Raw genomic sequence first — 19,502 nt, 5'->3', positions numbered from 1 at the left:
TGTTGCGGGATGCGGGATGCCGACGTGTAGACGGCGACAGCAGGGAAAAGTTCATCAAGGAGCCCAGGTTCATCGGGTAACCAGGCCAAGGATGTCGTTGTAGAACGCCAATCCCATCAGCCCTGCCAGCAGCGCCAGGCCAACAAACTGCCCGGCGGCCATGGCGCGCTCACTGAGCGGGCTGCCCTTGACCAACTCGATAAGGTAATACAGCAGGTGCCCGCCGTCCAAGACGGGGATGGGCAACAGGTTGATGATGCACAGGCTGAGCGACAGCAGGGCCAGGAACTGGAGGAACCAATCCAGGCCCCGCTGCGCGGAAACATTGGCCACCCGGGCGATGGTGACCGGCCCGGAAACGTTCTGCAGCGAGGCGCTGCCGGTGACGATCCGGCGCATCATGCCCAGCGAGTCCGCGGCCATGCGGCCGGTTTCGCCGATGGCGACGGGCACCGCGGCGAAGACACCGTACTTCAGCACGGTGTCGTAGGCGGGGGCGTGCGACTCGGAAAAACCGATGCCTAGCTGCCAGACGGCCTGCCGGTTGCCATCCAGGCCCTGCCGGGGGGTGACTTCCAGCGCCAGCCGCTCGCCGCCGCGCAGCACGTCGATCATGCCGGGCCCGCCGCGCTTGCCCAGTGCCTGCACGGCCGGGTAGACCTGGTCGGCCGCATCGATGCGCTCGCCGTCCACCGCCACGATCAGGTCGCCGGGTTGCAGCACGCCGCGCACGGCGGAGTCGTCCACCAGCCGGTCGACCAGCGCCGGCTGCAACCAGAACTGCCAGTTGATCCCGGCCAGCGGGGCGACCCGGCGTTCGTCGAAGCCGGCCGGCAGCTGGGACAGCGGCAGCACGCGCTGGTGCTGGCGTTCCTGGGCGTCGACCACCTGCAGGGTGACGTCGTGGCGGTCCATCGCCGCCGCTGTGAGTGCCATGCTGGCCTCGCCCACGGTGGCCACGCTGCGGCCATCCACCGACAGGATGCGCTCGCCGCCCTGCAGGCCGGCGGCCTGGGCCATGCCCGTGGCGCGGCCGACGGTAGCCGAATAATCCTGCTTGCCGATCACGAACATCGCCCACAGCAGCAGCATGCACAGCAGCAGGTTGGCCAGCGGGCCGGCCGCCACCACCGCGATGCGCTGCCAGACGGTCTTGTGGTTGAAGGCCTGGCCGCGTTCGTGGGGATGCACCTCCACCTCGCGCTCATCCAGCATCTTCACGTAGCCGCCGAGCGGAATGGCGGCGATGGCGAACTCGGTGCCATGGCGGTCGCGGCGCGACCACAGCGGCTTGCCGAAGCCCACCGAGAAGCGCAGCACCTTGATCCCGCACCGGCGCGCCACCCAGTAGTGCCCGAACTCGTGGATGGTCACGAGCAGGCCCAGGCTGACGATCATCCACCATACCGATCCGAGGAACTCAGTCATGGCAGCGCACGGTGGTGGTGGCAGGGCAGGGCATTCAGAGGGCTTCGATGGCGGTCCGGGTGAGCAGGCGGGCACGCTGGTCGGCGGCGAGCAGGCCGCCCAGTGTATCGGCAGGCTCGACCGGCAGTGTCGACAGCGCGTTATCCACAAGCGCGGGAATGGTCAGGAAGCCTATCCTTCCCTGAAGAAACGCTGAAACGGCCTCCTCGTTGGCGGCATTGAGGACCGCCGCGGCGGTGCCGCCCGCCTCCATGGCCTGCCAGGCCAGCGCCAGGCAGGGGAAGGCATCGGTATCGGGGGCTTCGAAATCCAGCCGGCCCTGCAGCAGCAGGTCCAGCCCGCCGACCCCGGCGTCGATCCGCTGTGGCCAGCCCAGGCCCACGGCCAGGGTGGTGCGCATGTCCGGCAGGCCCATCTGGGCCAGGGTGGAGCCATCGATGAACTCGACCAGCGAATGGACCAGGCTCTGTGGATGCACCAGCACCTCGATCCGCGGCGCGGGCACATTGAACAGGTGGTGGGCTTCGATGACTTCCAGCCCCTTGTTCATCAGGGTGGCTGAATCCACCGAGATCTTGGGGCCCATCGACCATTTGGGATGCGCCACGGCCTGTGCCGGGGTGACCCGTTCCAGTTCGGCGCGGCTGCGGCCACGGAACGGGCCGCCGGAAGCGGTCAGCAGGATGCGGCGCACGCCGGCGCCCTCCAGGCTGGCATCGCGCGAGCGCAGGCACTGGAAGATGGCGCTGTGTTCGCTGTCGATCGGAATGATTTCCGCCCCCGCCTGCTGCGCGGTGCGCATCAGCAGTTCCCCGGCCAGCACCAGCGATTCCTTGTTGGCCAGCAGGATCCGCTTGCCGGCCGCAGCGGCGGCGAGCGTGGACGACAGCCCGGCGGCACCGACGATCGCGGCGATCACCGTATCGCAGTCATCGCCGGCGGCCAGTGCGTCCAGCGCGGCACTGCCGGCATGGGCGGCGGTATCCAGGCCGGCGTCGCGCAGTCCGTCGCGCAGGCGCGGGTACAGCGCCTCGTCGGCGATCACCGCGTGCAGCGGGCGATGGGCAAGGCACAGCGCGATGAGTGCATCGACCTGGGTGCCGGCGGCCAGCACGGTCGGCTGGAAGCGGTCCGGGTGGCGTGCGATGACATCCAGCGCCGATGCGCCGATCGAGCCGGTGGCGCCGAACACGGCGACACGGCACAGGGCAGGGGCAGCATGCATGGTCAGAGTCCGAAGATTTCCTTGCCGATGGCAAACACCGGCAATGCGGCCAATACGCCGTCGACACGGTCCAGCACGCCACCATGGCCGGGGATGATGCTGCCGGAGTCCTTGGCGCCGGCATGGCGCTTGAGCAGGCTCTCGAACAGGTCACCGAGCACCGAGGCAAATACTGCCACTACGGTGACCAGCAGCAGCCAGGGCAGCTGTGCCGGGCTGACCAGCTGCCAGGCGTCCACGCCGAAACCGAGGCCGAACACGGTGGCCACCAGCAGGCCGGCGAGCAGCCCACCGAACAGGCCTTCCCAGGTCTTGTTGGGGCTGATGCGCGGGGCCAGCTTGTGGCGGCCGAAGGTGCGGCCGGCGAAATAGGCGCCCGAATCGGCGGCCCAGACCACGGCCAGCGCGGTCAGCAGCCACAGGTGGCCCTGGTCGCCGGAGGCATGCAGCAGCACCAGCGAGGCCCACGCCGGCAGGATCGCCAAGGTGCCGGCAAGCAGCTTGAGCGCGCGCGCCGGGCTGTCCGGCTGCGCACCGAAATTGAAGAAGCGCAGCCACAGCAGGGCCAGCAGCCACCAGCCGACGCCGACCAGCGCGGCCACGCGGAACAGGAACAGCGAGGCATCGCGGTCCCAGACCACCAGCACCATCAGCACCAGGTTGAGCAGCAGCAGGGTGGTGCGGGCCAGCGTGTCTTCCACGCCCGCCAGCTTCAGCCATTCCCACAGGCCGATCAGGAACACCGCGGCGGCGGCGGCGGCGAGCCATTGGCTGGGCAGCAGCAGGATCGCGGCGATGGCCGCCGGCGCCATGATCAGCGCGGCGAGGACTCGGGTCTTGGTCATGGGCTGGACGTCTCGGTGGCCAGGGCAGCGATCTGGGCACTGGTCAGGCCGAAACGGCGCTCCCGCCCGGCGTAGGTGTCCAGCGCGCGCTGCAGCTGGTCGGTATCGAAATCCGGCCACAGCACATCGGTGAACCAGAGTTCGGTGTAGGCCAGCTGCCACAGCAGGAAGTTGCTGATGCGGGTGTCGCCACCGGTGCGGATGAACAGGTCCGGGGCGGGCATGTCGGCCAGCGCCACGTGGCTGCCCAGCAGGGTTTCGTCGATCTGTTCGGGCAACAGGCGGCCGGCGGCCACTTCCCGGGCCAGCGTACGCGCGGCACGGGCGATGTCCTGGCGGCCGCCGTAGCTGGCGGCGATGGACAGGGTCATGGCGGTGTTGTCCGCGGTGCGCTGTTCGGCCAGCTGCATGCGGCTGACCAGCGACGCGCCGAAGCGCTCGCGTTCGCCGATGAAACGCACGCGCACGCCACGGCGGTGCAGCTCGTCCACTTCGCGATCCAGCGCGTGCAGGAACAGCTTCATCAGCGCCTGCACCTCGTCATCCGGGCGGCCCCAGTTTTCGCTGGAAAACGCGAACAGGGTCAGCGCCGGGATGCCCAGTTCCAGGCAGCGGTCGATGGTGCGGTTGACGGCGCGGGCGCCGGCCCGGTGGCCGATCATGCGCGGGCGCCGGCGCTGCTGTGCCCAACGCCCGTTGCCATCCATGATGATGGCAACGTGGCGCGGCAGCGCAGCGGGCAACGGGGGCGGGGCTGAAGGCATCGGCTTCAGACCGCCATCAGTTCCTTCTCTTTTTCCGCCACGACCTTATCGACGTCCTTGATGCTGTTGTCGGTCAGCTTCTGGATATCGTCCTCGGCGCGCTTCTTGTCGTCCTCGGTGATTTCCTTGTCCTTGAGCAGCTTGGCCACTTCCTGGTTGGCGTCGCGGCGGATGTTGCGGATGGCGACCTTGGTTTCCTCGCCTTCCTTGCCCACGGTCTTGGCCAGTTCCTTGCGGCGCTCTTCGGTGAGCGGCGGCAGGTTCAGGCGGATGACGGTGCCGACCACGGTCGGGGTCAGGCCCAGGTCGGAGGCGTAGATCGACTTCTCGACCGCTGCGACCAGCGACTTGTCGAACACCGAGATCACCAGCGAGCGGCCTTCGGACACGCTGATGGTGGCCACGTTGGCCAGCGGCGACTGCGAGCCATAGGCCAGCACGGAAATGCCGTCCAGCAGCGCCGGCGAGGCGCGGCCGGTGCGGATGGTGGTCAGGGTGTGGCGCAGAGCGTCGATGCTCTTGGCCATGCGCGTCTGCGCGTTCTGCTTGATGTCGTTGAGCATCGCCCGGTCCTGGGTATTACTGGAATCGGGCGATTATAGGCGAATAGGCGCCCAGCCGGGACCGCAGGGCCCCGGTCGTGCATCCGGCGCTCAGGCGGCGGGATTGCGGCCGCTGACCAGGGTGCCGATGTTCTCGCCGTGCAGGATCTTCAGCAGTTCACCCGGCTGGCCCATGTCGAACACGCGCATCGGCAGGTCGCTGTCGCGCGCCAGGGCGAAGGCCGCGGTATCCATCACTTCCAGGCCGCGGATGATCACTTCGTCGTAGGTCAGGCTGTCGAAGCGCACCGCATCGCTGTACTTGTTCGGATCCTTGTCGTACACGCCATCGACCTTGGTGGCCTTCAGCAGCAGGTCCGCGCCGATCTCGATGGCGCGCAGGGCGGCGCCCGAATCGGTGGTGAAGAACGGGCTGCCGACGCCGGCGGCGAAGATCACCAGGCGGCCCTTTTCCAGGTGCCGGATGGCGCGGCGGCGGATGTAGTCCTCGCACACGTCGTTTATCTTGATGGCACTCATCACGCGGGCCTTGGCACCGACTTTTTCCAATGCGTCCTGCATGGCCAGCGCATTGATCACCGTGGCCAGCATGCCCATCTGGTCGCCGGTGACACGGTCCATGCCGCCTGCGGCCAGCCCGGCGCCGCGGAAGATGTTGCCGCCCCCGATCACCAGCGCCACTTCCGCGCCGGCCTGCTGGGCTTCGACCACTTCACGCGCGAGGCGGTTGATGATCTTGGGGTCGATGCCGTAGTCCTCGTCCCCCATCAGCGCCTCCCCGGAAAGTTTCAACAGGATGCGGCGATAGGCGAGCTTGGACATGGGGGACCTCAGGGTGCGTGAATTCCCGGCAGATTCTACTGGCAAGCGCGGCGCTGCTGTAGTTATTTCGCGCGCGGGCCCTGGTTCAGGCGGCGGACGGGGCTTCGGCCGGCCGGACCAGGGCCGCTCCATCGCCCGGCGAACGCGCGATCACCCGGTTGCGGCCAAGGTTCTTGGAGCGGTACAGCACATCATCGGCCGCACGCAGCAGGTCCTGCACGTCGGCGAATCGCTCGTAACCACCCTGGGTCGCCACGCCGGCGGAGAAGGTGATGAACAGCGGACCGCCTTCCAGCATCGCCATCGGCGTGGACACGATGCGTGCCAGCACCCGCCGGATCACGTCCAGCGCGACCGCTTCGGTGGTGTTGGGCAGCAGCGCGACGAACTCTTCGCCGCCAAAGCGCGCCACCGTGTCGCTGGTGCGCAGATGGCCCTGCAGCGTGCCGGCGAACTCGCGCAGCACCTCGTCGCCGGTCAGGTGCCCGTGCGCATCGTTGATCTTCTTGAAGTCGTCCAGGTCGATGAAGGCCACCGACAGGGGCCAGCCATGCCGGGTCGCACGCAGGAACTCCTGCTCCAGCACGGTTTCCAGCTGGCGGCGGTTGAGCACGCCGGTCAGGGCATCGCGGTGGGCCTGTTCGGTGAGCCGGTTGGCCCGCGCTTCGAACTCGTCTGCGCGCCGCCGGGCCTGCTCGGCGTCCTGCATCTGGCGCAGGTTGCGCAGGGTCGCCAGTTCCTGTGCGTGGTCGATCAGCAGCTGCACGCGCTCCGGGGTGGCAGGGGAGGCATCGAACAGGCTGGCGATGGTGGGCAGCGCCTCGCTGATCTTCGCCAGCACCAGGTCGAACTGGGCGCTGTCCAGCTGCAGGCGCGCATGGACCTGCTCCAGTGCCCGTTCGCGAGCCGCATCCGGGTCGCTGTCCAGCCAGATGTCGGCCACCGTGCCGGACAGCTGGACGCAGGCCTGGAAGGTGTCCCCGGACAGGGTGCTGTCTTCACTGCGCGCGATCGCTTCGCTGAGGTAGCGGGGCAGGTCCCACTGCGCGGCCATGTAGGCCCCGACCTCGGCGTGGGTGCACTGCAGCTGCGCACGTTCGGCGTCCAGCAGGGTCGCGTTGCTGTCGGCGTCGCGCAGCAAGGGCAGGTAGGTGTCGGGGTGCGACTGGGCCAGCGCAAGCACGCCGATGTCCTGCAGCAGGCCGGCCAGCATCAGCTCTTCCAGCCGGCGCAGCCCGCGCGCCTGGCCGAGTTGGCTGGCGGCCAGCGCGCTGAGGATGCTGCGCCGCCACGCGCGTTCGCGCACGTCCTGTCCGGGGCTGCCGGCACTACCCGCCACGCCCTGGGTGATGGTGAAGCCCAGGGCCAGGCTGAGGGTGGCGTTGAGCCCGAGCATGGTCAGCGCCTGGCCCAGGTTGTCGATCCGGCGGCGGCTGGCATACAGCGGGGAATTGGCGATGCGCAGCATGCGCGCGCTGAGCGCCATGTCGATGGCGATGATGTCGGCGGCGGTGCTGAGGTCCGCTTCGGGATCCTGGGCCAGTTCGATGATGCGCAGCGCGATGCCGGGAGGCGACGGGAGATTGCGGCAGAGCGCCAGGACGGCTGTCAGCTCGGGAGGCATATCGAGTCGTTCGTTCAAGGGTGCGGGATGAGGGTTCCGTCACAGATCTGCATAGTGGCCCTTGCACTCAACGAACTCCCCCGGAAGAAGTATCGGTCCGAACGCCACATAACGCAAAGGCAGCACGGCGCTGTCCCGGGGCCCCTGCGCCGCACGCACAAAAAAGCCGCGCAGGGCGCGGCTTCTTCGTGAATCAGGTCAACCCGGCAATCAAGCCAGGCCGGCCTGCTTCATCACTTCGGCGGCGTAGTCTTCCACCACCTTCTCGATGCCTTCGCCCACGGCCAGGCGCTTGAAGCCCACCACGTCGGCGCCGGCAGCCTTCAGCACCTGCTCGACGGTCTGGTCGGTGTTCAGAACATACGGCTGGCCGTACAGGGTGACTTCGTTGACGATCTTGGCGATCTTGCCGCTGATGATCTTCTCCAGGATGTCGGCCGGCTTGGCCTTGTCCTTGTCGGTCATCTTGGCCAGCTCGATTTCCTTCTCCTTGGCAACGAAGTCGGCCGGAACGTCGGACGCCTTGTTGTGCGGGGGGTTCATCGCGGCCACGTGCATGGCCAGGCCACGGGCCAGCTCGGCATCGCCACCGGCCAGCTCCACCAGCACGCCGATGCGGCCGCCGTGGACGTAGGCAGCCACGTTGTTGCTGCTTTCCAGGCGCACGATGCGACGCACGTCGACCTTCTCGCCGACCTTGGCGATGACCGCGGCGCGGGTCTCGTCGACGGTGTCGCCCGAAGCCAGCTTGGCGGCCTTCAGCGAATCGATGTCGGCAGCGCCGGAGGACAGCGCAATGTCGACGACCGACTTGGCGAAGTTGGTGAAGTTCTCATCCTTGGCGACGAAGTCGGTTTCGGAGTTGATCTCGACCAGCACGGCCTTGCCGGCTTCCTGGGCGGCCACGATGACGCCTTCGGCGGCAACGCGGTCGGACTTCTTGTCAGCCTTGGCCAGGCCGGACTTGCGCAGCGCTTCGATGGATGCCTCGATGTCGCCGTTGTTCTCAACGAGCGCCTTCTTGCATTCCATCATGCCGGCGCCGGTGCGCTCGCGCAGTTCCTTGACCAGGGAAGCAGTGATTTCCATGGGATTTCCTCACAAAAGAAAGGGGTTGGGCCGGCATGCTGGCCGGCCCGTATGACAGGGTGCTGTCAGCCGCCGAAGCGGCCGGCAGGGCGGGTGGACGCAGCGCATCCACCCGGGGCCTGGATCAGGCCTGTGCGTCGTCGGACTTCTTCGGCGCCGCCTTCTTGGCCGGAGCGCGACGGGCCGGCTTGGCCTCTTCGCCTTCAGCGGCTTCGGCGAACTCTTCTTCGCGCACGGTGGCGGCGTGCGGCGCAGCGGCCTTGCCTTCCAGCACGGAGTCAGCGGCGGCGCGGGCGTACAGCTGCACGGCACGGATGGCGTCGTCGTTGCCCGGGATGGCGTAGTCCACCAGTTCCGGGTTGTAGTTGGTGTCGACCACGGCGATCACCGGGATGCCGAGCTTCTTGGCTTCCTTGATGGCGATGTCTTCATGGCCGATATCGATCACGAAGATCGCGTCCGGCAGGCGGTTCATGTCCTTGATGCCGCCCAGCGAAGCTTCCAGCTTGTCGCGCTCGCGACGCAGGCCCAGCACTTCGTGCTTGACCAGCTTCTCGAAGCTGCCGTCGTTCTCGCCGGCTTCCAGTTCCTTCAGGCGGGCAACCGACTGCTTGACGGTACGGAAGTTGGTCAGGGTGCCGCCCAGCCAACGCTGGTTCATGAACGGCATGCCGCAACGCTCGGCTTCTTCGCGGATCGACTCACGCGCGCTGCGCTTGGTGCCCAGGAACAGGATGGTGCCGCGCTTCTGGGCCACCGAGGAGATGAAGTTCATCGCATCGTTGAACAGCGGGACGGTCTTTTCCAGGTTGATGATGTGGATCTTGCCGCGGGCACCGAAGATGTACGGAGCCATCTTCGGGTTCCAGTAACGGGTCTGGTGACCGAAGTGGACGCCGGCTTCGAGCATCTGGCGCATGGTGATCTGGGGCATTGCAAAACTCCTGGCAGGGAACCGGCGTGCTCCGTTGTCCCTTGCGGGACGCCCGCGGAAAGTGTGCGGGACTGCGCGGGCGCGCATTGATGGTTCCGGGGTTGGGCTTCCCCATCGTCTCCGTGGCCGAACCCCTTGCGGGGCACCCCGGCACGGATCGGGACGATGGGTGTGGATTCACCGGTGACGTCCGGTGTGGACGATGTCCCGCGCAGGGATGCGGCAGGCAATCCACCAATTATAGGCCAGCAGGGGGCTGCGCTGCAATCAGCCCCAGGTGAGCGCCGGCGGCGGCGTCGCGACAGGCCTGGAGCGGCCGTCCGCCACGGCTCGGAGCCCGGCGAGAGCGGGTGCCGGCGCGTATTCAGCTTCCTTTATGGTCCCGTGCCCTCGGTCAGCCCCGGCTGTCGCTGTGTCACGAACCCGTTCAGCATCGGGCCCGGATCGGCGATAATGGCAGGCATGAGCGTAAATCTGAAAACCCCCCAGGAAATCGAGTTGATGCGCGAGGCCGGGCGACTGGCCAGCGAAGTGCTGGACATCGTCACGCCCTTCGTCAAGCCCGGTGTCACCACCGAAGAGCTGGACCGCATCTGCCATGACCACATCGTCAACGTGCAGAAGACGATCCCGGCCAACGTCGGCTACCGCGGCTTCCCCAAGAGCGTGTGCACCTCGGTCAACAACGTGATCTGCCATGGCATCCCCAGCGAGGCCAAGGTGCTCAAGGACGGTGACATCGTCAACATTGATGTCACCGTGATCAAGGACGGCTGGCACGGCGACACCAGCCGCATGTACTACGTGGGCACGCCGTCGGTCATGGCCAAGCGCCTGGTCGATGCGACCTATGAAGCGATGTGGCGCGGCATCCGCGCGGTCAAGCCCGGCGCCACCCTGGGCGATATCGGCCATGCCATCCAGAGCTACGCCGAAAGCGAGCGCTTCAGCGTGGTGCGCGAGTACTGCGGCCATGGCATCGGCAAGGTCTACCACGATGAGCCGCAGGTGGTGCATTACGGCCGCCCGGGGCAGGGCCTCGTACTGCAGCCGGGCATGACCTTCACCATCGAGCCGATGATCAACGAAGGCACCCGTTACAACAAGGTACTGCCTGACGGCTGGACCGTAGTCACCAAGGACCGCAAGTTGTCGGCGCAGTGGGAGCACATGATCGCGGTCACCGAGACCGGCGTGGATGTGTTGACGCTGGCGCCGGGCGAATCGCAGGTCGCTTGACGATGCTGCCGGCGGGGTCGTTGCTGGACACGCCGGCGTCGTCGGTGCCCGATGTCGAATGGGCTGCTGCGGCGCGCCAGGCGCTGCAGCAGACCGACGCGCGCCTGCACCGCCGCTTCGACCAGGGCGACCGGATCGAGCGCCTGCTGGCGTTGCGTGCACGGGCGGCCGACCACCTGATCCGCCTGGCCTGGCAGCGTTGCCTGCCGGCCGGGCAAGGCCTTTCGCTGTTTGCCGTGGGCGGCTACGGGCGCGGCGAACTGTTCCCGCACTCGGATATCGACGTGCTGGTACTGGGCGAGACACAGGCGCAGCACGCCGTCGAAGCCGGGCTGTCGCGCTTCTTCGCGCTGCTGTGGGATTGTGGCCTGCCGGTCAGCCATGCGGTGCGATCACTGCAGCAGTGCCGGGAGGCGGCCGCTGACCAGACCGTGATGACCGCGCTGATCGAGGCACGCCCGCTGGTCGCCACCGAGGGCGAGCGGCGCGGCCTGCGGCAGGCCACCGATGCGCAATCGCTGTGGCCGCCACGGGCCTTTTTCCTGGCCAAGCTCGATGAGCTGCGCACCCGCCATGCCCGCTTCGGTGATACCGCCGACAACCTCGAGCCGGACCTGAAGGACGGACCCGGCGGGCTGCGCGATCTCAATACGCTGGGCTGGATGGCGTTGCGTGCCTTCGGCGTGCGTGAACTGGAGGCGCTGGTCGGCCTGGGCCACCTCGGCGCCGATGAAGCGGTGGCCCTGCAGCGCGAACGCGCGGTGCTGGCCGGGCTGCGCTACGGGCTGCACCTGGTCGCCGGACGCCCCGAAGAACGGCTGCGCTTCGACTACCAGAAAACCCTGGCCGCGCGCCTGGGGTTCGAGGACGACCTGGAAAGCCTGGGTGTCGAGAAAATGATGCAGGGCTTCTACCGCGCTGCTTCGGTGGTGCGGCGGATCAGCGACCGGTTGCTGCAGCGGTTTGAAGAACAGTTCGATGGCGAGGCGGTGCCCGAACCGTTGACGGTCGGCTTCTCGCTGCGCCGGGGGTATCTGGCAGCCAATGACGCGGACTGGCCACGCGGGGAGATCGGCGAGGTCTTCGCCCTGTTTTCCAGCTGGGCCAACAATCCGCAGGTCCGCGGGCTGCATTCGCTCACCGCGCGCGCGCTGGCCGAAGCACTGCCGCAGCTGCCCGGGTACGAACAGGCCTCTCCCCACACGCGCCAGCAGTTCCTGTCGCTGCTGCGCCAGCCGCGGCCGGTCGACACGCTGTCGCGCATGGCGCGGCTGGGCGTGCTCGGCCAGTGGGTCCCGGCCTTCGCCCAGGTCAGCGGTCGCATGCAGTTCGACCTGTTCCATGTGTACACCGTGGACCAGCACACCCTGATGGTGCTGCGGAACATGGGTGAGTTTTCCAGCAGCAGGGCCGCCGAACGCTTCTCCATCGCCCATGAGGTATGGCCGCGCCTGCGCAAGCCCGAACTGCTGCTGCTTGCCGGGCTGTTCCATGACATCGCCAAGGGCCGCGGTGGCGATCATTCCGAGCTCGGCGCGGTCGACGCGCGTGCCTTCTGCCAGACCCTGGAGATGAGTACCGCCGATACCGACCTGGTGGCCTGGCTGGTGGAACAGCACCTGCGCATGTCGGTGACTGCGCAGAAGCAGGACATCTCCGATCCGGCGGTGATCCACCGCTTCGCGACCCTGGTTGCCAGCCGCGAGCGGCTGGATTACCTGTACCTGCTGACCTGCGCCGACATCGCCGGCACCAGTCCGAAGTTGTGGAATGCGTGGAAAGACCGTCTGCTGGCCGACCTGTATTTCGCTACCCGTCGTGCACTACGCGAGGGCCTGGAGCCGCCGCTGCCGGCCGCCGAGCGGGTGATCGAGGCGCGCGAATACGTGCGCCAGCTGGTGCGCGAGCAGGGCTATGACGATGCCACGATCAGCCGCCAGTTCGCGGTGATGCCGGATGAAGGGTTCATCCGCCTGCGCCCGGAGCAGCTGGCGTGGCAGGCGGGTGCGCTGGTGCCGATCCGCCAGGGGCATACCCTGGTGAAGGTGCGCCCGATCAGCCCGGATGACCCGGCGCTGGAAGTGTTCGTGCATTCGCCCGACCGCGACGGCCTGTTCGCCGCGATCGTGATGACGCTGGACCGCAAGGGCTACGGCATCCACCGGGCGCGCGTGCTGGACGGTCCTTCGGATACGATTTTCGATACCTTCGAAGTGAACCCGGCCGACAGCTTCGCCGATGGCGACCCGCTGCGGCTTGAGGCCGCCCTGCGCGAGGCCCTGTCCGGCGACCTGTCGCGGCTGCGTCCTTCGCGACGCGCGATCCCGCGCCAGCTGCGGCACTTCCGCTTCGCCCCGCGCATCGAATTCCGCGATGAAGCGGGCGATGCCACCGGCACCCGCTTCAGCCTGGTCGCCCCCGACCGCCCCGGCCTGCTGGCCGACGTGGCTCACGTGCTGCGCAACCAGCGACTGCGCGTGCACGATGCACGCATCGCCACGTTCGGCGAACGCGCCGAAGATACTTTCGTGATCACTGACGAACACGACCTCCCCCTGGATGAAACCGCCAGGCAACAGCTGCAGGACGCCATGCTGTGCTGCCTGGACCCAGACCGAAACGCCGGAGATACCCACTGATGGCCACCAAGCCGACCAAGAAAGCTTCACAACAGCCGACGGCTGGTCAAACCGCCGCTGCCAAGACCGTGGCAACCAGGAAGCGCACCGCTGGCAAGGCCGTGGCGGTCAAGCCGGCCGTGAAAAAGGCAGCGGCCAAGTCGACCATCGCGAAGAAATCGGCCGCCAGCAAGGCCGTCGCGAAGAAGGTGCCGGCGGAGAACGCCCGCGCGGAAAACATCGCCCGCAAGTCGCTGCGCAAGCCGCCTGCAGTGGGCGTGGAAGAATTGAAGTTCGGCATCGAGAGCGCCTTCGAGCGCCGTGCCACCTTGACCCTGCATGAGCTGGAGGGCTCCACCAAGCCGCTGGTCGGCCGGGTCATCGATGGCCTGGAAAGCGGCGAGTTCCGCGTCGCCGAGCCGGACGGGCACGGCGGCTGGAAGGTCAACGAGTGGTTGAAGAAGGCGGTGCTGCTGTACTTCCGCGTCAACGACATGGCGGTGGTCGATGCGCGCCCGGCACCGTTCTGGGACAAGGTCGAATCGCGCTTCGCCGGCCATGACGAAGCGAAGTTCCGCCGCGCTGGCGTACGCGTGGTGCCGGGTGCGATCGCGCGCCGCGGCACGTACTTCGGCAAGGACGTGGTGTTGATGCCGAGCTTCACCAACATCGGTGCGTACGTCGGCGAAGGCACCATGGTCGACACCTGGGCCACCGTTGGTTCCTGCGCGCAGATCGGCCAGCACTGCCACCTGTCCGGCGGTGCCGGCATCGGTGGCGTGCTGGAACCGCTGCAGGCCAGCCCGACCATCATCGAAGACCATTGCTTCATCGGTGCGCGTTCGGAAGTGGTGGAGGGCGTTGTCGTCGGCCATCACAGCGTGATCGGCATGGGCGTGTTCCTCAGCCAGAGCACCCGCATCTACAACCGCGCCACCGGCGAAATCAGCTACGGCTACATCCCGCCCTACAGCGTGGTGGTGTCCGGCTCGCTGCCTTCGGCCGACGGCACCCATTCGCTGTACTGCGCGGTGATCGTCAAGCAGGTGGACGCGCGTACCCGCAGCAAGACCAGCGTCAACGACCTGCTGCGCGGCCTGGCTGACTGACTACGATGACCACCACCGTGCACGGGTTGAAGAACTGCGACACCTGCAGGAAGGCCACCAGGTGGCTGGACCGTTTCGAGGTGCCGTACACCTTCGTTGATTATCGAGAGAACACGCCTTCGCCCGAGACGCTGATCAACTGGGCCAGCCAGGCCGGTGGCTTCCCCGCGCTGGTCAATAAATCCTCCACCACGTGGCGGCAACTGCCGGACAACCGCAAGGCGGCCGATTCGGACGCCGAGTGGAAGCTGCTGCTGCGCGAATACCCGCAGTTGATCAAGCGGCCGGTGCTGGTGACCGCCGATGGCAAGGTCAGCCAGGGCTTCTCGGACAACGGCTTCAAGCAGCGCTTCGGAGTGGGCGCGTGAGTGCGGTGCTCGACCTGGCCTGCGACCTGATCGCACGGCCGTCGGTCACCCCCGATGATGCGGGCTGCCAGCAGTTGCTGGCCACGCGGCTGCAGGCCGTCGGCTTCCAGTGCGAGCACCTGCGGCTGGGCGAGGTCGACAATCTGTGGGCCACCCACGGCAGCGGTGGGCCAGTGCTGGTACTGCTCGGCCACACCGATGTGGTGCCCACCGGGCCGGTGGCGGACTGGACCAGCGATCCGTTCGTGCCGACCGTGCGCGATGGCGTGCTGTACGGGCGCGGCGCGGCCGACATGAAGGGCAGCGTGGCCGCCTTCGTGGTCGCAGCCGAACAGTTCGTTGCCGCGCACCCTGATCACCCGGGCACGCTGGCGGTACTGCTGACCAGCGACGAAGAAGGCGATGCGATCGATGGCGTGCGCCATGTCGCGCGGCTGTTCGCCGAGCGCGGCGAGCGTATCGACTGGTGCATCACCGGTGAGCCGTCGTCGACCGCACGCCTGGGGGACCTGCTGCGGGTCGGTCGTCGCGGCAGCCTGTCGGCGCGCCTTCTGGTGCAGGGCGTGCAGGGCCATGTCGCGTATCCGGACAAGGCGCGCAACCCGATCCACCAGGCCGCGCCTGCGCTGGCCGAACTGGTTGCCCGGCGCTGGGACGAGGGCTTTGAAAGCTTCCCGCCGACCAGCCTGCAGGTGTCCAACGTGCAGGCCGGCACCGGTGCCAACAACGTGATTCCCGGCCAGTTGCAGGTCGATTTCAACCTGCGTTACAACCCGCATTGGAACGCGGACGGGCTGGAAACGGAGATCGCTGCGCTGCTGGACCGGCACGGGCTGGAGTACACCGTGAAGTGGCATCGCAGTGGCGAGCCGTTCCATACCCCGGAAGGCACGCTGCGACGCGTGGCACGCGAGGTGCTCGGCGAATTCGCCGGCGCGCCGCCGGAAGAAAGCACCGGTGGCGGAACGTCGGACGCGCGTTTCATTGCCCCGTTGGGCGCGCAGTGCATCGAAGTGGGGCCGGTCAATGCGAGCATCCACCAGGTGGACGAGAACGTGCGCGTGGACGACCTGGAGCGGCTGCCGGCGCTGTACCAGCGCTTGGTCGAACGCCTGCTGGGGTGAAAGCGGATCGCGGCTAGGCCACCACCAGGCCGAACGCGGCCAGCGCGGCGGCGGCCTGGCGCTGCGAAATCACCGCTTTCCGGAACAGCTTGGCCTCCATCACGTTGAGCCCGGTGATGTCGGTCCCGCGCAGGTCCGCGCCTTCGAAGCGGGTCAGCCGCGTCTGCGCGTGGCGCAGGCTGCCGCCATTGAACACCGCCTCGCGGAAGTCGCAGCCGGAAAGATCCGCATCGGAGAAATCCATGCCCTGCAACTGGGCCTTGCGGAACGACAGGCCGCGCAGGTCGGCACTGACCATCAGGCAGTCGCGGAACTCCAGTGCCCATCCGCTTGCCTCCTGCAGGTGCGCGCCGGTCAGCTTGCAATCCAGGAACTGCACCGAAGACAACGTAGCGCGCCGCCAGTGGCTGTTGTTGAGATCGCAGTGCGAAAAGCGCGCGTCGCTGAGCAGGGCCGAACTGAAGTCGCAGGCCGCGCCGCGGCACTTGTTCCACTGGCTTTCCTCCAGCGAAGCCGCCAACCAGTTCGCACCCGCCAGCGAACACTGGTTGAACTGGAAGCCGTCCATGTCCAGCCGCGAAAAGTCGCCATGATCGAAGCTGCAGCCTTCGAATATCGCCGCGCGGGGGTGCGCGGCGATGATCGCCTGCATGCGTTCGCGGGTGAGGGTTTCAGCGCGGAAAATGGCGGTCGTCATCCCGCCATTCTGGGCGATGTACACCGCTCACAATAGACTTGAGCATCGCATTGGAGTGTGTACAAAGCCAGCGTGGAGCCGTTACTCGAACGTCCAGAAGGGCGGTGCGATCGCCTCGCGCCAATACGATTCGGCCGCCATGTAGAAGCCCTGTGCTTCGGCCAGGGCGAACCATGCCGCCGCCGCATCCACGTCCTTGGCCAGTCCGTCGCCGCCGCGGCCCACGGCCAGCCCGGCCAGGTACTGGCCATACACGTTGCCCTGCCTGCCGGCACGTTCATACCAGCGCAATGCTTCGGCCTTGTCCTGCACCACGCCGATGCCGGCCTCATGCAGCGCGCCGAGGTCGACCTGTGCCTCGGCATCGCCGCGCGCCGCGCGGCGCTGGATGCCGGCGATGACCGGGTTCGGCGCCGGGCCGGGATCGATCGGCTGGCCGTGCGGTGCCGAGCCGCTGGTTGCCTCGCGCAGCGGCTTCAGCTTGTACAGCTCGCGCAGGTACACCGCCGAACGCAGCCGCCAGCGCAGCGCGCCGGTCATGTCGCCGCGACCTTCGTACCAGCGCTCCAGGTCGTGCATCGCATAGGGCGAGCCGTGGTAGGCCGCACTCTGGAACCAGCGGAACGCCTTGCGCGGTGACGCCTTCATGACCACGTCGGCGGGCTTCTGTGGGCCCTCGCCGCTGTCCAGGCGGCCGCGCGCATACAGCGTCCCGAGCGTTTCCTCGGCGCTGGTGCTGTGGTGCGTGCGCGGGGTCGTCGCGGCCGCGCGTGCGTACCAGTCCAGCGCGCGCGGATCATTCCAGGCCTGGTACATCCGGGCCACGCGCAGCGCCGAGTCGAAACGGCCATCGGCGGCCGCGGCGAGGGCATCGCGCTCGGTGTCGCTGGGCGGGCGGGTGGGCGTGCTGGCGCAACCGGCCAGGGCAAGCAGTGCCAGCGCATGCAACAGTGCGCGGCGGGGGAAGGGAATCATCCGTGAAGTCCTGAAGGGGGCGGGAGATTATCCGGGACGTCGACCGCGTGGCGGCTGAACGCCGGCGCAGGAACGGTTGCCATCGCAACAGTTGCGCCGCCGCCGGAACCCGGTTACGGTCGATCCATGTCCTGGATCCCCGCCACCGCCGTCCGCAATACCAACCGCAATAACCTGCGCGCGAATAATCGTGCGCGGCCGATGCGGGACTGCGCCCTGGGTAGATAAGACACTACACACCCGGACACCAGAAAACCCGCATCGACCGATGCGGGTTTTTTTTGTGCCCGGGAAACCTTCCGGGCCAGGCTGGCCGGTCGAACACCCCTACCGCGTATAGACACCAAACAGGAGCTTCCCCCATGTGTTCGATCTTCGGAATATTCGGCCTGCAGGCCGGCGATGACCTCCCCGCGCTGCGCCGGCACGCATTGGAATCCTCACAGCGCCAGCGCCACCGCGGCCCGGACTGGAGCGGTGTCTACCTGGACGACGGCGCGCTGCTGGTGCACGAGCGGTTGGCCATCGTCGATCCCGCCGGTGGCTCGCAGCCGTTGCTGTCCGACGATGGCAGCCTGGCGCTGGCGGTCAACGGCGAGATCTACAACCACCAGCAGCTGAAGGCCGTATTGAGCCAGCCGTACGCGTTCCAGACCGGGTCGGATTGCGAGGTGATCAACGCGCTGTACCGCCAGGGTGAACCGTCGCAGTGGCTGGAACGGCTCAACGGCATCTTCGCTTTCGCGTTGTGGGACAAGGCGGCCGCGCGGGTGTTGGTGGCGCGTGACCCGATCGGGGTGGTGCCGCTGTACTGGGGCCACGACGCGCAGGGGCGCCTGCGCGTGGCATCCGAATTGAAGGCGCTGGTGGATAGCTGCGCCGACGCCGCGCAGTTCCCGCCGGGTCACTACTACGACAGCGCAACCGGCGAACTGGTGCGTTACTACCAGCAGTCCTGGCGCGACTACGACGCTGTGCAGGGCAAGCCGGTGGACCTGGCCGAACTGCGTGAAGCGTTCGAGCGCGCGGTGGAGCGCCAGCTGATGAGCGACGTGCCTTACGGCGTGCTGCTCTCCGGTGGGCTGGACTCCTCGCTGGTGGCCGCGGTGGCCGCACGCTATGCGCGGCGGCGCATCGAAGACGGTGGAGAGAGTGAAGCGTGGTGGCCGCGCCTGCATTCCTTCGCCATCGGGCTCAAGGGCTCGCCCGATCTTGCCGCCGCCGCCATTGCCGCCGAGGCGCTGGGCACCGTGCACCACGGATTCGAATACACCTTCGAAGAAGGCCTGGACGTACTGCCGGAGGTGATCCGCCATATCGAAACCTACGACGTCACCACCATCCGCGCCTCCACGCCGATGTTCCTGCTGGCGCGGCGGATCAAGGCGATGGGGGTGAAGATGGTGCTGTCCGGCGAGGGCAGCGACGAGATCTTCGGGGGCTACCTGTACTTTCACAAGGCGCCGGATGCGCGTGAGTTCCACAACGAACTGGTGCGCAAGCTGGACGCCCTGCACAACTACGATTGCCTGCGCGCCAACAAGTCGATGATGGCGTGGGGCGTGGAGCCGCGCGTGCCGTTCCTGGACCGTGAGTTCCTGGACGTGGCGATGCGTTTCGATGCCGCGCACAAGATGGTCGGCAGCGAAGCCTCCGGTGGCCGCCGGGTGGAGAAGGGCGTGCTGCGTGCGGCGTTCGAAGGCTATCTGCCGGACAGCATCCTGTGGCGCCAGAAGGAACAGTTCAGCGACGGCGTGGGCTACGGCTGGATCGACGGGCTGAAGGCGCATGCCGAAGCGCAGGTCAGCGACCGTGTGCTGGCTGCCGCCGACAAGCGCTTCCCGCACAACCCGCCGCAGACCAAAGAGGCGTACTACTACCGCCACGTGTTCGAGCAGTACTTCCCCAGCCATGCGGCGGCGGAAACCGTGCCCGGTGGCAAGTCGATCGCCTGTTCGTCACCGGCGGCGATCGCGTGGGATGCCAGTTTCGCCGCCGCCGCGGACCCGTCCGGCCGGGCGATCGCCGGCGTGCACGAAGCGGCGTTGGCCTGACATGCGGCCGCTGCCTGCGGCGCT

The 19,502-nt window shown here is 67.5% G+C and carries 17 protein-coding genes; 6 read left to right on the top strand and 11 right to left on the bottom strand.

Features of this window, described 5'->3' with window-relative positions; genetic code table 11:
- Nucleotides 1-69: 69 nt before the first annotated feature.
- The 9 genes from rseP to rpsB form a co-directional block, all read right to left on the bottom strand.
- On the bottom strand, nucleotides 70-1,428 hold the full coding sequence (rseP, locus tag ABE522_RS04875) for an RIP metalloprotease RseP (RefSeq protein ID WP_346590741.1): 1,359 nt from the start codon (nucleotides 1,426-1,428) through the stop codon (nucleotides 70-72).
- A gap of 34 nt (nucleotides 1,429-1,462) precedes the next feature.
- Nucleotides 1,463-2,653: a 1-deoxy-D-xylulose-5-phosphate reductoisomerase gene (gene dxr, locus ABE522_RS04870; RefSeq protein WP_346590740.1), complete on the bottom strand. Its 1,191-nt coding sequence runs from the start codon at nucleotides 2,651-2,653 to the stop codon at nucleotides 1,463-1,465.
- A 2-nt stretch (nucleotides 2,654-2,655) separates the two neighbouring features.
- The gene (locus ABE522_RS04865; RefSeq protein ID WP_346590739.1) at nucleotides 2,656-3,498 is read right to left on the bottom strand and encodes a phosphatidate cytidylyltransferase; all 843 of its coding nucleotides are present in this window, start codon (nucleotides 3,496-3,498) and stop codon (nucleotides 2,656-2,658) included.
- Nucleotides 3,495-4,262 carry a polyprenyl diphosphate synthase gene (uppS, locus tag ABE522_RS04860; protein ID WP_346590738.1) on the bottom strand — a complete coding sequence of 256 codons (768 nt, stop codon included), beginning with the start codon at nucleotides 4,260-4,262 and terminating at the stop codon, nucleotides 3,495-3,497. Before uppS ends, ABE522_RS04865 begins: the two co-directional genes overlap by 4 nt.
- Nucleotides 4,263-4,267: 5 nt before the next feature.
- Nucleotides 4,268-4,825 carry a ribosome recycling factor gene (frr, locus tag ABE522_RS04855; RefSeq protein WP_042613837.1) on the bottom strand — a complete coding sequence of 186 codons (558 nt, stop codon included), beginning with the start codon at nucleotides 4,823-4,825 and terminating at the stop codon, nucleotides 4,268-4,270.
- 90 nt (nucleotides 4,826-4,915) lie between these two features.
- A complete protein-coding gene (gene pyrH / locus ABE522_RS04850) occupies nucleotides 4,916-5,647 on the bottom strand; it encodes a UMP kinase (protein WP_042613838.1) in 732 nt (243 codons plus the stop codon).
- Nucleotides 5,648-5,732: 85 nt separating this feature from the next.
- Nucleotides 5,733-7,271, bottom strand: a complete 1,539-nt coding sequence (locus ABE522_RS04845) for a GGDEF domain-containing protein (RefSeq protein WP_346590737.1) — start codon at nucleotides 7,269-7,271, stop codon at nucleotides 5,733-5,735.
- A 210-nt stretch (nucleotides 7,272-7,481) separates the two neighbouring features.
- Entirely contained in the window at nucleotides 7,482-8,360 is an 879-nt protein-coding gene (gene tsf, locus ABE522_RS04840) for a translation elongation factor Ts (protein WP_346590736.1), read from the bottom strand.
- Nucleotides 8,361-8,484: 124 nt separating this feature from the next.
- Complete coding sequence (gene rpsB, locus ABE522_RS04835; RefSeq protein WP_042613841.1) at nucleotides 8,485-9,294, bottom strand: 30S ribosomal protein S2; 810 nt, start codon at nucleotides 9,292-9,294, stop codon at nucleotides 8,485-8,487.
- 462 nt (nucleotides 9,295-9,756) lie between these two features.
- On the opposite strand from rpsB, the gene map reads away from it, so the two are divergent.
- The 5 genes from map to dapE are packed head-to-tail and all read left to right on the top strand — an operon-like array spanning nucleotide 9,757 to nucleotide 15,752.
- Nucleotides 9,757-10,533, top strand: a complete 777-nt coding sequence (gene map / locus ABE522_RS04830; protein WP_220485006.1) for a type I methionyl aminopeptidase — start codon at nucleotides 9,757-9,759, stop codon at nucleotides 10,531-10,533.
- Nucleotides 10,534-10,535: 2 nt separating this feature from the next.
- Nucleotides 10,536-13,172 (top strand): [protein-PII] uridylyltransferase, encoded by a 2,637-nt coding sequence (locus ABE522_RS04825; RefSeq protein ID WP_346590755.1) that lies wholly within the window; start codon nucleotides 10,536-10,538, stop codon nucleotides 13,170-13,172.
- Complete coding sequence (gene dapD, locus ABE522_RS04820) at nucleotides 13,172-14,260, top strand: 2,3,4,5-tetrahydropyridine-2,6-dicarboxylate N-succinyltransferase (protein ID WP_406846306.1); 1,089 nt, start codon at nucleotides 13,172-13,174, stop codon at nucleotides 14,258-14,260. Before ABE522_RS04825 ends, dapD begins: the two co-directional genes overlap by 1 nt.
- A 5-nt stretch (nucleotides 14,261-14,265) precedes the next feature.
- Nucleotides 14,266-14,628, top strand: coding sequence for a Spx/MgsR family RNA polymerase-binding regulatory protein (locus ABE522_RS04815; RefSeq protein ID WP_346590735.1), 363 nt, complete (start codon nucleotides 14,266-14,268; stop codon nucleotides 14,626-14,628).
- Nucleotides 14,625-15,752 carry a succinyl-diaminopimelate desuccinylase gene (gene dapE / locus ABE522_RS04810; RefSeq protein ID WP_346590734.1) on the top strand — a complete coding sequence of 376 codons (1,128 nt, stop codon included), beginning with the start codon at nucleotides 14,625-14,627 and terminating at the stop codon, nucleotides 15,750-15,752. Before ABE522_RS04815 ends, dapE begins: the two co-directional genes overlap by 4 nt.
- A gap of 13 nt (nucleotides 15,753-15,765) precedes the next feature.
- Here dapE and ABE522_RS04805 read toward each other — a convergent pair whose 3' ends face one another.
- Both ABE522_RS04805 and ABE522_RS04800 read right to left on the bottom strand, forming a co-directional pair.
- Complete coding sequence (locus ABE522_RS04805; RefSeq protein ID WP_346590733.1) at nucleotides 15,766-16,449, bottom strand: pentapeptide repeat-containing protein; 684 nt, start codon at nucleotides 16,447-16,449, stop codon at nucleotides 15,766-15,768.
- Nucleotides 16,450-16,530: 81 nt separating this feature from the next.
- On the bottom strand, nucleotides 16,531-17,424 hold the full coding sequence (locus tag ABE522_RS04800) for a tetratricopeptide repeat protein (protein WP_346590732.1): 894 nt from the start codon (nucleotides 17,422-17,424) through the stop codon (nucleotides 16,531-16,533).
- Nucleotides 17,425-17,786: 362 nt separating this feature from the next.
- On the opposite strand from ABE522_RS04800, the gene asnB reads away from it, so the two are divergent.
- The gene (gene asnB / locus ABE522_RS04795; protein ID WP_346590731.1) at nucleotides 17,787-19,478 is read left to right on the top strand and encodes an asparagine synthase B; all 1,692 of its coding nucleotides are present in this window, start codon (nucleotides 17,787-17,789) and stop codon (nucleotides 19,476-19,478) included.
- The last annotated feature ends 24 nt before the right edge of the window (nucleotides 19,479-19,502 follow it).

The sequence above is a fragment of the Stenotrophomonas lacuserhaii genome (assembly GCF_039674585.1).
In the GTDB taxonomy this organism is placed as follows: Bacteria; Pseudomonadota; Gammaproteobacteria; order Xanthomonadales; family Xanthomonadaceae; genus Stenotrophomonas; species Stenotrophomonas pennii_A.
The sequence above is the reverse complement of the archived record's forward strand: the minus strand, read 5'-3'. Positions and strand labels throughout refer to the sequence as shown.

What these genes read in the sequence shown, in the direction of transcription:
- rseP (WP_346590741.1), bottom strand. Translation starts at nt 1,428, where the DNA reads ATGACTGAGTTCCTCGGATCGGTATGGTGGATGATCGTCAGCCTGGGC.
- dxr (WP_346590740.1), bottom strand. Translation starts at nt 2,653, where the DNA reads ATGCATGCTGCCCCTGCCCTGTGCCGTGTCGCCGTGTTCGGCGCCACC.
- ABE522_RS04865 (WP_346590739.1), bottom strand. Translation starts at nt 3,498, where the DNA reads ATGACCAAGACCCGAGTCCTCGCCGCGCTGATCATGGCGCCGGCGGCC.
- uppS (WP_346590738.1), bottom strand. Translation starts at nt 4,262, where the DNA reads ATGCCTTCAGCCCCGCCCCCGTTGCCCGCTGCGCTGCCGCGCCACGTT.
- frr (WP_042613837.1), bottom strand. Translation starts at nt 4,825, where the DNA reads ATGCTCAACGACATCAAGCAGAACGCGCAGACGCGCATGGCCAAGAGC.
- pyrH (WP_042613838.1), bottom strand. Translation starts at nt 5,647, where the DNA reads ATGTCCAAGCTCGCCTATCGCCGCATCCTGTTGAAACTTTCCGGGGAG.
- ABE522_RS04845 (WP_346590737.1), bottom strand. Translation starts at nt 7,271, where the DNA reads ATGCCTCCCGAGCTGACAGCCGTCCTGGCGCTCTGCCGCAATCTCCCG.
- tsf (WP_346590736.1), bottom strand. Translation starts at nt 8,360, where the DNA reads ATGGAAATCACTGCTTCCCTGGTCAAGGAACTGCGCGAGCGCACCGGC.
- rpsB (WP_042613841.1), bottom strand. Translation starts at nt 9,294, where the DNA reads ATGCCCCAGATCACCATGCGCCAGATGCTCGAAGCCGGCGTCCACTTC.
- map (WP_220485006.1), top strand. Translation starts at nt 9,757, where the DNA reads ATGAGCGTAAATCTGAAAACCCCCCAGGAAATCGAGTTGATGCGCGAG.
- ABE522_RS04825 (WP_346590755.1), top strand. Translation starts at nt 10,536, where the DNA reads ATGCTGCCGGCGGGGTCGTTGCTGGACACGCCGGCGTCGTCGGTGCCC.
- dapD (WP_406846306.1), top strand. Translation starts at nt 13,172, where the DNA reads ATGGCCACCAAGCCGACCAAGAAAGCTTCACAACAGCCGACGGCTGGT.
- ABE522_RS04815 (WP_346590735.1), top strand. Translation starts at nt 14,266, where the DNA reads ATGACCACCACCGTGCACGGGTTGAAGAACTGCGACACCTGCAGGAAG.
- ABE522_RS04805 (WP_346590733.1), bottom strand. Translation starts at nt 16,449, where the DNA reads ATGACGACCGCCATTTTCCGCGCTGAAACCCTCACCCGCGAACGCATG.
- ABE522_RS04800 (WP_346590732.1), bottom strand. Translation starts at nt 17,424, where the DNA reads ATGATTCCCTTCCCCCGCCGCGCACTGTTGCATGCGCTGGCACTGCTT.
- asnB (WP_346590731.1), top strand. Translation starts at nt 17,787, where the DNA reads ATGTGTTCGATCTTCGGAATATTCGGCCTGCAGGCCGGCGATGACCTC.